Raw genomic sequence first — 12,542 nt, forward strand, 5'->3', positions numbered from 1 at the left:
CCGCGCCCGAGAACTGTAGAAGAGAAGGACGAGGAGCGCCGCTGGGCGGCGCCCAACGTTCGCCTAGCGGCCGCCGGCGCGGCGCTTGTTGAAGATGTCGAACGCCACCGCGAGCAGGAGCACGAAGCCCTTGATCGCCATCTGCCAGGCTGCGTCGACCGAGAGGATGGACAGGCCCATGTTGAGCACGCCCATCACGAGTCCGCCGATGACGGCTCCGACGACGGTGCCCACGCCTCCCTGGACGGCGGCGCCGCCGATGAAGACCGCGGCGATCGCGTCCAGCTCGTAGTTCTGTCCGGCCGAGGCGACCGCACCGCCGGCGCGGGCGGTGCTGACGATGCCCGCGACTCCGGCCAGTGCGCCCATGTTGACGAAGATGAAGAAGTTGACCCACTTCGTCTTGACGCCGGACATCATCGCGGCGAACAGGTTGCCGCCCATCGCGTAGATGTGGCGGCCGAAGACCGTCCGGCCGAGCACGAAGCTGTAGGCGAGGATCAGCACGGCGAGCACGATCAGGATGATCGGGGTTCCGCTGTAGCCGGCGAGCAGCCAGGAGAGGGCCATGATCGCGATGACGGCGATGGCCGACTTCGCCACCAGCGAGCCGATGGGCTCGCGGGGCAGCTCGAGGCGGCGGAGGGTCGCGCGGCTGCGGAGCTGCTGAGCCACGAGGACGACGCAGACGATCAGGCCGAGGACCAGGGTGAGCGCGTCGCGCCCGGCGATGCCGCCGAGGACGCCCGGGAGCCAGCCGGCGCCGATCGCGGTGAACTCGGTGGGGAGGCCGTTGATCGTTCCGCCGGTGAGGAGGACGAGGGTGAAGCCGCGGAAGATCAGCATGCCAGCGAGGGTCACGATGAACGCCGGTATGCCGACGAAGGCGACCCAGAAGCCCTGCCATGCTCCGACGGCGGCGCCGGTGACGAGGGCGACGACGACGGCCGCCCACCAGGGCAGGCCCCAGTTGTTCATCGCGATCGCCGAGATGGCGCCGACCATCGCCACGACCGAGCCGACCGAGAGGTCGATGTGGCCGGCGATGATGACCATCACCATGCCGATCGCGAGGATCAGCACGTAGGCGTTCTGCTGGATCAGGTTGTTGACGTTGCCGGGCAGGAGCAGGCGCCCGCCGGTCAGCACCTGGAAGAGCAGGATGATGATGGCCAGCGCGGCGAGGATGCCGTACTGCCGGAGGTTGATGTTCAGCCGGCGCGAGCGCTTGGGCGGGGTGGAGGGCGTGTTGGCGGGCGTGTCCGCCGGCGCTGTGGTGGTCGTGGCGCTCATCGGGCCTGTTCCTTTCCGGCGGTCATGTAGTGCATGAGGTGCTCCTGGGTGGCGTCGGCGCGATCGATCTCGCCCGTGATCCGTCCCTCGGAGATGGTGTAGATGCGGTCGGCGAGGCCGATCAGCTCGGGCAGCTCGGACGAGATGACGACGACCGCCTTGCCCTGGGCCGCGAGCTCGTTGATGATCCCGTAGATCTCGTACTTGGCTCCCACGTCGATGCCGCGGGTGGGCTCGTCGAGGATCAGCACGTCGGGACCGGAGAAGATCCACTTCGAGAGGACGACCTTCTGCTGGTTGCCGCCGGAGAGCTTCCCCGTGACGGCCGAGACGGTCGGCGCCTTGATGTTCATCTTCGATCGGTACGAGTCGGCGACCTTGTACTCGCGGTGCTTGTCGATCACGCCGAGCCGGGCCAGGCGCGAGAGCGCGGCGGCCGAGACGTTGACGGTGATGTCGCCGATGAGGTTGAGCCCGTAGCGCTTGCGGTCCTCGGTCGCGTAGGCGAGGCCGTTGCGGATGGCCTCGTCGACGGTGCGGGTCTGGATCTCCTCGCCGTCCTTGTAGACGCGGCCGGAGATCCCGGTGCCGTAGCTCCTCCCGAAGATGCTCATCGCGAGCTCGGTGCGTCCGGCGCCCATCAGGCCCGCGAAGCCGACGATCTCGCCGGCGCGGACGGTGAAGGAGGCGTCGTCGACGACCACGCGGTTGATGTCGACCGGGTGGTGGACCGTCCAGTTCTCGACGCGCAGCTTCTCCTCGCCGATCTGCGGGTCGCGCGGCGGGAACATGCTGTTGAGGTCGCGGCCGACCATCGCGCGGATGATCCGGCTCTCGGACGCCTCCTCGCCGGCCATCGGGAAGCTCTCGATGGTGCGGCCGTCGCGGATGATCGTGACGGTGTCCGCGATGGCGCGGATCTCCTTCAGCTTGTGGCTGATGATGATGCAGGTGATGCCCTGCTTGCGGAGCTGGTCGATCAGGCCGAGCAGGTGGTCGCTGTCCTCGTCGTTGAGGGCGGCGGTGGGCTCGTCGAGGATGAGGAGCTTCACCTCCTTGGCGAGGGCCTTGGCGATCTCGACGAGCTGCTGCTTGCCGACGCCCAGCTCGAGGATCTTGGTCGCGGGGCTCTCGGCGAGGCCGACGCGGGCGAGCAGCTTGGCCGCCTCCGCGTTGGTCGCGTTCCAGTTGATGACGCCGCGGGTCGACTTCTCGTTGCCGAGGAAGATGTTCTCGGCGATGGAGAGGTAGGGGCTGAGGGCGAGCTCCTGGTGGATGATCACGATGCCGTCGGCCTCGCTGTCGTTGATCGACCGGTACTGCGCCTCCTCGCCCTCGAACTCGATGGTGCCCTCGAAGCTGCCGTACGGGTACACGCCGGAGAGGACTTTCATCAGGGTCGACTTGCCGGCGCCGTTCTCGCCGCAGATGGCGTGGACCTCGCCGGGCTGGACCGAGAGCGAGACGCCGTCGAGGGCGCGGACGCCGCCGCCGAACTCCTTGACGATGTCGCGCATGATGAGGATGGGACTGGCCAACAGGGCCTCACTTCGTTGGGGGGGGGGAGTGGTGTGCGGACGGGGAGGCGGGGGCGGGGAGGATCGCTCCTCCCCGCCCCCGCCCGACGGATCAGAGTCCGACGTCGCCGGCCTTGAGGAAGCCGGAGTCGACGAGGACCGACTGCACGTCGTCCTTCGTGACGACCTGCGGCTCCAGCAGGTAGGACGGGACGACCTTCTCGCCGTTGTCGTAGGTCTCGGTGTCGTTGACCTCGGGCTCCTCGCCCGCGACGATCGACTGCACCATCTGGAAGACGCGGTCGCCGAGGGTGCGGGTGTCCTTCCAGACCGTCATGGACTGCTCGTCGGCGAGGATCGCCTTGACGTTGGCCTTGTCGGCGTCCTGGCCGGTGATGACCGGGTAGTCGGCGCCGGGGGTGTAGCCGGCCGACTTCAGCGAGGCCTCGATGCCGATGGCCAGGCTGTCGTTGGGGGAGAGCACGACGTCGACCTTCTGGCCGCCGGTGTAGAAGGAGGAGAGGCGGTTGTCCATCTCGGACTGCGCCTTGTCGGAGGCCCAGCCCTGGATGCCGATCGAGGCCCAGTCGTCGTCCGACGCGGGCGACTTGCCCGAGGGGACGGTGAGCTTGCCGCTCTCGATGTAGGGCTGCAGGACGTCCCACGCGCCGGAGAAGAAGAACTTCGCGTTGTTGTCGTCGGGGCTGCCGGCGAAGGGCTCGAGGGTGAAGGGGCCCGCGGCGTTCTTCAGGTCGAGGGTCGACTCGATGTACTGGCCCTGGAGCTGGCCGACCTTGTAGTTGTCGAAGGTCGCGTAGTAGTCGACGTCCGCGGTGCCGTTGATGAGACGGTCGTAGGCGATGACGGTGGCGTTCTGCTTCTTCGCCTCGGCGAGGACGGGCGCGAGCGCCTCGCCGTCGATCGCGGCGATGACCAGGATCTTGGAGCCGCCGGCGATCTGGTTCTGGATCTGCGAGATCTGCTGATCGGTCTTGTTGTCGGCGTACTGGAGGTCGACGGTGCAGCCGTCGCCCTCGAGCTGCGACTGGAGGCCTTCGCCGTCGTTGATCCAGCGCTCGAGGCTGCGCGTGGGCATCGAGATGCCGACGGTGCAGTCGCCTTCCGCGCCGGCGCCGGCAGCGGCGCCTCCGGAGTTGGCGGGGCTCGCGGAACAGGCCGCGAGGCCGAGGGAGATGATGCCGGCGGCGGCCAGCGTGGTGATGCCGCGGGAGAACTTCATGGAGTGCATTCCTCTCTGAAAGCAGTGTCCGAGGGAGAGGACGACAAGAGGCGTGCACGTGTGGCGCACGTCGTCGTGTCGTCGCCCGGGAGGGCGGGAGAGCCCCGAGGGGCTTTGTCCACGGAGAGAACATATTCCTTCGATCGGGGGGAGTAAAGCGCGGGCGGCGAATTTGTCCAGGCGATGCCGAAATGTGATCTTCGGGACGTCGACCCCCGCCGTTGCTGGGGGAGAACGCTCTCACCGCTCGGCTCCCGCCCGGCTCGCGCTCCTCCGCCGGGCGCCCGCCGCCGTCCGCGTGAGGGAAACGCGAGGACTCCGGGCCGGGCCGTAGGGGAACCGTGAGGACCGCTCCGAGGGGCCCCCGCGAGGTGTTGCATCGCTTCCTGTGCCGCTTCCCGGCAGGCGTCCGGTCCCGGGCGTCGTCCGCTCCCCGGATGGAGTCCTCCGTGCTCGACCTCGCCTACCTCCTCGGCGTGCTCGCCCTCTTCTCGCTCATCGCTCTCGCCGCGAAGGGGGTCGAGCGGCTGGGCGGACCGCCCCCCTCGGCGACCCGCGGGACCCGCGAGAAGGAGGCGGGCCGGTGATCGTCTTCGACGCCCTCGCGGCCGTGCTGGCGCTCGCCGCCGTCGTCTACCTCGTCGCGGCCCTGATCCGACCGGAGCGCTTCTGATGGATCCGCTCCTCGCCGTCCTCCAGGTCGCGACCGTCGGCCTGGCCGTCGCCCTCCTCCACCGCCCCCTCGGCGACCACATGTTCCGCATCTACACCTCGACGCGCGACCTCGCCCTCGAGCGCGGCGTCTACCGCCTCATCGGCGTCGACTCCGCGGGCGAGCAGAGCTGGCGCGCCTACCTCCGGGCCGTGCTGGCCTTCTCGCTCGTCGGCGTGCTCCTGCTCTACGGGATGCAGCGCCTCCAGGCGGTCCTGCCCGGCTCCCTCGGCCTGCCCGCGGTGCCGGAGGGGCTGGCGTTCAACACCGCCGTCTCGTTCGTCACCAACACCAACTGGCAGTCCTACTCCCCGGAGGCGACCCTCGGCTTCGCGGTGCAGCTCGGCGGCCTCGCCGTGCAGAACTTCGTCTCGGCGGCCGTGGGCCTGGCCGTGGCGGTGGCGCTGATCCGCGGATTCGCGCGCCGCTCCTCCGGAACGCTCGGCAACTTCTGGGTCGACCTCGTGCGCGGCACGCTGCGCCTCCTGCTGCCCCTCGCGGTGGTGGCGGCGGTCGTGATGATCGCGGGCGGCGTGATCCAGAACCTGAACGGCCCGCTGACGGTGACCACGCTCACCGGCGGCGAGCAGAGCATCCCGGGCGGCGCGGTGGCCTCGCAGGAGGCGATCAAGCTGCTCGGCACCAACGGCGGCGGCTACTTCAACGCCAACTCCGCGCACCCGTTCGAGAACCCCTCGGCGTGGGTGTCGCTGCTGCAGATCGTGCTGATCCTCGCGATCCCGTTCTCGCTGCCGCGCACCTTCGGCCGGATGGTCGGCGACGTGCGGCAGGGGCGCGCGATCCTCGCGGCGATGGCGACGATCTTCGTCGTGTCGCTCGCGGCCCTCACCGCGATGGAGGCGGCGGGCGGAGGATCCGCGGCGCAGGCCGCCGGAGCCGCGATGGAGGGCAAGGAGACGCGCTTCGGCATCGCCGGCTCCGCCCTCTACGCGACCGCCTCGACGCTCACCTCGACCGGCGCCGTCAACGCGATGCACGACTCCTTCACCGCGCTCGGCGGCATGCTGCCGATGCTCAACATGATGCTCGGCGAGGTCGCCCCCGGCGGCGTCGGCTCGGGCCTCTACGGGATGCTCGTGCTCGCGGTGCTGGCCGTGTTCGTCGGCGGGCTGCTGGTCGGCCGGACGCCCGAGTACCTGGGCAAGAAGCTCGGCCCGCGCGAGATCAAGCTCGCGAGCCTCTACATCCTCGTGACGCCGACGCTCGTGCTGGCCGGCACGGCCCTGAGCTTCGCGATCCCGGCGGTGCGGGAGGACGTGGAGAGCACGTCGATCCTGAACCCCGGGCTGCACGGGCTCTCGGAGGTGCTCTACGCCTTCACCTCCGCGTCCAACAACAACGGCTCGGCGTTCGCGGGGCTGACGGCGAACACGCCCTGGCTCAACACGGCGCTCGGCGTCGCGATGCTCCTCGGCCGCTTCCTCCCGATCCTGCTGGTGCTCGCCCTGGCCGGCTCGCTCGCGGCGCAGTCGCCGGTGCCCTCCAGCGCCGGCACGCTGCCCACCCACCGGCCGCAGTTCGTCGGCCTCCTCGTGGGCGTCACGGTCGTCGTGACCGCGCTCACCTACTTCCCCGTACTCGCGCTGGGCCCCCTGGCGGAAGGACTGCGACTCCGATGACCACTGCACTCACCGAGGCCCCCGCGGAACCCGCGCGCCCCACCCGCGCCGCCCTCGGGCCGCGCCAGCTCGCCGCCGCCCTCCCCGGAGCGCTGCGCAAGCTCGATCCGCGCCTGATGTGGCGCAACCCCGTGATGTTCATCGTCGAGGTCGGCGCCGTGCTGACCACGGTGCTGGCGATCGCCGAGCCGTTCCTCGGGGGGCCGGAGGAGTCGGGCGGATCGACGGTGCCCGTCACCTTCACGGCCGGCATCGCGATCTGGCTCTGGCTCACTGTGGTGTTCGCGAACCTCGCGGAGTCGGTGGCCGAGGGCCGCGGCAAGGCCCAGGCCGAGAGCCTGCGCGCCACCCGCACCAGCACTCCGGCCCGGCGCGTGGCCGACTACGACCCCGCGGACCCCTCCGCCCTGTCGGCCCGCCTGGTCGAGGTCTCCTCGGCCGAGCTGCAGCTGGGCGACGTGGTCGTGGCGGAGGCGGGCGACCTCGTCCCCGGCGACGGCGACATCGTCTGGGGCATCGCCTCCATCGACGAGTCGGCGATCACGGGCGAGTCGGCGCCGGTCGTCCGCGAGAGCGGGGGCGACCGCAGCGCGGTGACGGGCGGCACGCGAGTGCTCTCGGACCGGATCGTGGTGCGCATCACCTCGCGGCCGGGCGAGACCTTCGTCGACCGGATGATCGGCCTGGTCGAGGGCGCGTCGCGGCAGAAGACGCCGAACGAGATCGCGCTCGACATCCTCCTGGCGAGCCTCTCGATCGTGTTCGTCGTGGTCGTGCTGACCCTGAACCCGATCGCCTCGTTCGCGGGAGCCTCCGTGAGCGTCCCGGTGCTGGTCGCCCTGCTCGTCTGCCTCATCCCGACCACCATCGGCGCCCTCCTCTCGGCCATCGGCATCGCCGGCATGGACCGCCTCGTGCAGCGCAACGTGCTCGCGATGTCCGGCCGGGCCGTGGAGGCGGCGGGCGACGTCACGACGCTCCTGCTCGACAAGACGGGGACCATCACCTACGGCAACCGCCGCGCGGTGGCGTTCCTCCCGCTCGACGGAGTGGCGCAGGCCGCCCTCGTCGACGCAGCCGCCTCCTCCTCGCTCAGCGACCCGACGCCCGAGGGGAAGTCGATCGTCGACCTCGCGGGCGACTCGGGCCGCCCCGCCGTCGAGCCCGCTCAGGCCGCCGTGGTGCCGTTCACCGCGCAGACCCGGATGAGCGGGCTCGACCTCCCCGACGGCTCCTCCATCCGCAAGGGCGCCGGCTCGGCCGTGCGCGCCTGGGTGGAGGAGGAGGGGCCGCTGCCGTCCGCGGTCGCGGCGCGCCTCACGGTGCTCGTCGACGGCGTCTCGGAGAGCGGCGGCACGCCCCTCGTCGTCGCGGTGAAGGACGCCCAAGGCGCCCGCCTAATCGGCGTCGTGCACCTGAAGGACGTGGTGAAGGACGGGCTCGCCGAGCGCTTCTCGGAGCTGCGCGCGATGGGCATCCGCACCGTGATGATCACGGGCGACAACCCGCTGACCGCGAAGGCGATCGCGGCGGAGGCGGGAGTCGACGACTACCTCGCCGAGGCGACCCCCGAGGACAAGCTCGCCCTGATCCGGCGCGAGCAGGAGGGCGGCGCGCTGGTCGCGATGACCGGCGACGGCACCAACGACGCCCCGGCCCTCGCGCAGGCAGACGTGGGCGTGGCGATGAACACCGGCACCTCGGCGGCGAAGGAGGCGGGCAACATGGTCGACCTCGACTCCGACCCCACCAAGCTCATCGACATCGTGCGGATCGGCAAGCAGCTGCTGATCACCCGCGGCGCGCTCACCACGTTCTCGATCGCGAACGACGTGGCGAAGTACTTCGCGATCATCCCGGCGATGTTCGCGGGGGTCTTCCCCGGGCTCGCGGTGCTGAACGTGATGCAGCTGCACTCGCCGGCCTCGGCGATCCTCTCGGCGATCGTGTTCAACGCGCTGGTGATCGTCGTGCTGATCCCGCTCGCGCTGCGGGGAGTGGCGTACCGCCCGGTCGCCGCCTCGCGCATCCTCAGCCGCAACCTCCTGGTCTACGGGCTGGGCGGAGTGATCGCTCCGTTCCTCGGGATCAAGCTCGTCGACCTGGTCGTCGCCGCGATCCCCGGCTTCTGACCCGCCCGTCCCGACCACTGAAGACAGAGAGAAGAGACCATGTTCCGTCCCTACGGTGTCGCGCTGCGCGCGATGATCGTGCTCACCGTGCTGCTGGGAGCGGCGTACCCGCTCGCGGTGCTCGGGATCGGGCAGCTCGCCCTGCCCGCCCAGGCGAACGGCTCGCTGCTGCGCCAGGACGGCGCGGTGATCGGCTCGTCGCTCATCGGGCAGTCGTTCACGGACGCCGACGGAGCGCCCCTGCCGGAGTGGTTCCAGTCGCGTCCCTCCGCCGCGGGCTACGACGCCGCGGCCTCGACCGGCAGCAACCTCGGCCCCGAGAACGCCGACCTGGTCGCGTCCGTCGAGGAGCGCCGGGCCGCGATCGCCGCCTTCGAGGGCGTCGACCCGGCCGCGGTGCCGGCCGATGCGCTGACCGCCTCCGCCTCGGGGCTCGACCCCGCGATCAGCCCCGCCTACGCGCAGCTGCAGGCGCCCCGCGTCGCCGCCGCCCGCGGGCTCGACGTGAGCGCCGTGCGCGCGCTGGTCGAGGAGCACACCGCGGGCCGCGAGCTCGGGTACCTCGGCGAGCCGACGGTGGACGTGCTCGAGCTCAACGCCGCTCTCGCGCGGCTGTGACCGCTCCGGTGGCGCCTCCGGCTCGTAGAATCGCGATCGGCTCGTCGGGACCGTCCGATCGAGCGGATCGACGCCGGTCCCGCGAGCCCGGGACGCCCCGGAGCCGCGAGCACGAGGGGAGGCCGGGAGCATGACGAAGGGCCGCCTGCGCGTGCTCCTCGGAGCCGCGCCCGGAGTGGGCAAGACCTACACGATGCTCGAGGAGGGCCGCCGGCTCGCCGCCGAGGGCCGCGACGTCGTGGTGGCCGTGGTCGAGACGCACGGCCGCTCCGCCACCGCCGCGATGGTCGAGGGGCTGGAGGTCGTGCCGAGGAGGGCCGTCGAGCACCGCGGCGTGCTGCTCGACGAGATGGACCTCGACGCGGTGCTCGCCCGCCGGCCCGACGTCGCGCTGGTCGACGAGCTCGCGCACACCAACGCCCCCGGCTCCCGGCACGAGAAGCGCTGGGAGGACGTCAGGACGCTCCTCGACGCCGGCATCACCGTCTTCTCGACCGTGAACATCCAGCACATCGAGTCGCTCAACGACGTGGTGCACGCGATCACCGGAGCGCCGCAGCGCGAGACGATCCCGGACGCGGTCCTCCGCGCCGCCGATCAGATCGAGGTCGTCGACCTGGCGCCCCAGGCGCTGCGCGACCGCCTCGCCGACGGCCGCGTCTACCCGCCCGAGCGCATCGACGCCGCGCTGTCCAACTACTTCCGGCTCGGCAACCTGACCGCCCTGCGCGAGCTCGCGCTGCTCTGGCTCGCCGACGAGGTCGACAGCGCGCTCCGCGACTACCGCGTCGAGCACGGCATCGACAGCACCTGGGAGGCGCGCGAGCGCGTGGTCGTGACCCTCACCGGCGGGCCGGAGGGGGAGACCCTGCTGCGGCGCGGCGCGCGGATCGCGGCCCGTGCCTCCGGGGGCGACCTGCTCGCCGTGCACGTGGTGACCCCCGACGGCCTCCGCACCCCGCGCCCGCACGTGCTCGAGGCGCAGCGGGTGCTGGTCGAGAAGCTCGGCGGCAGCTACCACCAGGTGGTCGGCGAGGACGTGCCGCGCACGCTGGTCGAGTTCGCCCGCTCGGTGAACGCGACGCAGCTGGTGATCGGCGTGAGCAGGCGGAGCCGTCTCGCCTCGGCGCTGACGCCCGGCACCGCGTCGACGGTGATCCGCGAGTCCGGCAACATCGACGTGCACATCGTCAGCCACTCCGCCGCCGGGCGCACCGCGGTGCTGCCGAGGCTCGACGGGGCCCTGACGCTGCGGCGCCGCCTCCTGGGACTGGCCCTCGCCCTCGTGGGCGGCCCGCTGGTGACCTGGCTGCTCTCGAGCCTCCGCAGCGACGAGTCGATCACGAGCGACGTGCTCTCGTACCAGCTGCTGGTGGTGGTGGTCGCGCTGGTCGGCGGGCTCTGGCCGGCCCTCTTCGCGGCGGTGCTCTCGGGGCTGACCCTCGACTTCTTCTTCGTCGATCCCCTCTACACGATCACCGTCGACGAGCCTCTGCACGCGCTCGCGCTGGTGCTCTACGTGCTGAACGCGGCGCTCGTCAGCGCCGTGGTCGACCGCGCGGCCCGGCGGGCGCGGGCCGCCAAGCGGTCGGGGGCGGAGTCGGAGCTGCTGGCGACGATCGCGGGCGGCGTGATCCGCGGGCAGGGGGCGCTGCAGGCGATCCTCGAGCGCTCGCGCGAGGCGTTCGGGCTGACCGGCGTGCGGCTGCTGCGCGGCGGCGAGCTCGTCGCGGCCGACGGCGAGCCGCAGCCGGAGGGCGATCCCGCGCGCATCGCGGTGGGCGAGGGCGCGGTGCTCGAGCTGCACGGCCGCGAACTGGAGGGGAGCGAGCGGCGGCTGCTCCAGGTCGTCGCCGCCCAGCTGGACTCGGTGCTCGAGAACGCGGCTCTCAGCGAGACGGCCAGCTCCCTCGCTCCGCTGGCCGAGACCGACCGGGTGCGCAGCGCCCTGCTCTCGGCCGTCAGCCACGACCTGCGCCGGCCCCTCGCCGCGGCCACCGCGGCCGTCAGCGGACTGCGCTCGCCCGAGGTGGTCTGGAGCGAGCGCGACCGGGAGGAGCTGCTCGCCACCGCCGACGAGAGCCTCACCGTGCTCGCCGCGCTGGTCACCGACCTGCTCGACGTGACGCGGCTGGAGGCGGGGGCGCTCGCCGTGGCGCTCGCTCCGCTCGACGCCGCCGACGTGGTGCTCCCCGCGCTCGACGAGCTCGGGCTCGGTCCCGGCGAGGTCGACCTCGACCTCGATCCGGAGGGCCCGGCGCTGCTCGCCGACGCCGTGCTGCTGCAGCGCGTCGTGGTCAACCTGCTCGCGAACGCCGTCCGCTACGCGCCGTCCGGCACCCGGGTGCGCGTGGCCGCCAGCGCCTTCGGCGGGAGCGCGCAGCTGCGGATCGTCGACCACGGCCCCGGGGTGCCCGGGGAGCGCCGCGCCGAGATCTTCGTGCCGTTCCAGCGACTCGGCGACGACGACAACTTGACGGGCCTCGGCCTCGGCCTCGCGCTCTCGAAGGGGTTCACGGAGGGGATGGGCGGCACGCTCGAGACGGAGGACACTCCGGGGGGCGGGCTGACGATGGTGGTGACGCTGCCGCTGGCGCCGGAGACTGCTCCCGCTGCTCCTGCGGCTCACGTCGCTCCCGCCGCCCCGCACGACGGCGGGTCGGGCGCCGCCCCGCACGAGGACTCCGGAGGAGCCGCATGAAGATCCTGATCGCCGACGACGACCCGCAGATCCTGCGCGCCCTGCGCATCACCCTCACCGCCCGCGGATACGACGTGGTGACGGCCGGCGACGGCACCGAGGCGATCAACCGCGCGGTGGACGAGCATCCGGACCTCTACATGATCGACCTCGGCATGCCACGGCTCGACGGGGTCGAGGTCATCCACGGACTGCGCGGCTGGACGAGCGCGCCGATCCTGGTGGTGTCGGGACGGACGGGCGCGGCCGACAAGGTGGGCGCGCTCGACGCCGGCGCGGACGACTACGTCACCAAGCCGTTCTCGATGGACGAGGTGCTCGCGCGCATCCGGGCCCTCTCGCGGCGGGTGCAGCCGGCCGACGGCGAGCCGCTGGTCGTGATCGGCGAGGTGACCGTGGACCTGGTGGCCAAGAGCGCGACGCGGGACGGCGTCTCCGTGCGGCTGACTCCGACGGAGTGGCAGGTGCTCGAGATCCTCATCCGCAACGCCGGCAAGCTGGTCACCCGTCGCTCGCTGCTGGCCGAGATCTGGGGCCCCGCGCACGTCACCGACACCGGCTACCTGCGCCTCTACCTCGCCCAGCTGCGCAAGAAGCTCGAGCCCGACCCCGCGCATCCGCGCCACCTGCTGACCGAGGCCGGCATGGGCTACCGCTTCGTGCCCTGACCGGCCTCTGCTCAGCGGGGG

At 71.7% G+C, this 12,542-nt stretch carries 10 protein-coding genes; 7 read left to right on the forward strand and 3 right to left on the reverse strand.

Annotation, left to right across the window (positions count from 1 at the left end):
- Positions 1–63 precede the first annotated feature (63 nt).
- From mmsB to chvE, 3 genes are all read right to left on the reverse strand, one after another.
- Positions 64–1,293, reverse strand: a complete 1,230-nt coding sequence (gene mmsB / locus C5C55_RS04150) for a multiple monosaccharide ABC transporter permease (RefSeq protein ID WP_104222654.1) — start codon at positions 1,291–1,293, stop codon at positions 64–66.
- A complete protein-coding gene (gene mmsA / locus C5C55_RS04155) occupies positions 1,290–2,810 on the reverse strand; it encodes a multiple monosaccharide ABC transporter ATP-binding protein (protein WP_104222653.1) in 1,521 nt (506 codons plus the stop codon). The genes mmsB and mmsA overlap by 4 nt, the downstream gene beginning before the upstream one ends.
- A gap of 112 nt (positions 2,811–2,922) precedes the next feature.
- Positions 2,923–4,050, reverse strand: a complete 1,128-nt coding sequence (gene chvE / locus C5C55_RS04160) for a multiple monosaccharide ABC transporter substrate-binding protein (protein WP_374952918.1) — start codon at positions 4,048–4,050, stop codon at positions 2,923–2,925.
- 437 nt (positions 4,051–4,487) lie between these two features.
- Here chvE and C5C55_RS16475 point away from each other — a divergent pair, with 437 nt between their 5' ends.
- The 7 genes from C5C55_RS16475 to C5C55_RS04190 all read left to right on the forward strand — a co-directional run bounded on the left by C5C55_RS16475 (position 4,488) and on the right by C5C55_RS04190 (position 12,521).
- Complete coding sequence (locus tag C5C55_RS16475; RefSeq protein ID WP_167299012.1) at positions 4,488–4,637, forward strand: hypothetical protein; 150 nt, start codon at positions 4,488–4,490, stop codon at positions 4,635–4,637.
- The gene (kdpF, locus tag C5C55_RS04165; RefSeq protein WP_068209492.1) at positions 4,634–4,723 is read left to right on the forward strand and encodes a K(+)-transporting ATPase subunit F; all 90 of its coding nucleotides are present in this window, start codon (positions 4,634–4,636) and stop codon (positions 4,721–4,723) included. The genes C5C55_RS16475 and kdpF overlap by 4 nt, the downstream gene beginning before the upstream one ends.
- On the forward strand, positions 4,723–6,402 hold the full coding sequence (kdpA, locus tag C5C55_RS04170) for a potassium-transporting ATPase subunit KdpA (RefSeq protein WP_104233003.1): 1,680 nt from the start codon (positions 4,723–4,725) through the stop codon (positions 6,400–6,402). The genes kdpF and kdpA overlap by 1 nt, the downstream gene beginning before the upstream one ends.
- Positions 6,399–8,534, forward strand: a complete 2,136-nt coding sequence (kdpB, locus tag C5C55_RS04175; protein WP_104233004.1) for a potassium-transporting ATPase subunit KdpB — start codon at positions 6,399–6,401, stop codon at positions 8,532–8,534. The genes kdpA and kdpB overlap by 4 nt, the downstream gene beginning before the upstream one ends.
- Positions 8,535–8,573: 39 nt before the next feature.
- Positions 8,574–9,152, forward strand: a complete 579-nt coding sequence (gene kdpC / locus C5C55_RS04180) for a K(+)-transporting ATPase subunit C (RefSeq protein ID WP_104225770.1) — start codon at positions 8,574–8,576, stop codon at positions 9,150–9,152.
- 130 nt (positions 9,153–9,282) lie between these two features.
- Positions 9,283–11,853, forward strand: a complete 2,571-nt coding sequence (locus C5C55_RS04185) for a DUF4118 domain-containing protein (protein WP_104233005.1) — start codon at positions 9,283–9,285, stop codon at positions 11,851–11,853.
- The gene (locus tag C5C55_RS04190) at positions 11,850–12,521 is read left to right on the forward strand and encodes a response regulator (RefSeq protein WP_104222647.1); all 672 of its coding nucleotides are present in this window, start codon (positions 11,850–11,852) and stop codon (positions 12,519–12,521) included. The genes C5C55_RS04185 and C5C55_RS04190 overlap by 4 nt, the downstream gene beginning before the upstream one ends.
- The last annotated feature ends 21 nt before the right edge of the window (positions 12,522–12,542 follow it).

Source organism: Rathayibacter sp. AY1C2, from assembly GCF_002931195.1.
GTDB lineage: Bacteria > Actinomycetota > Actinomycetes > Actinomycetales > Microbacteriaceae > Rathayibacter.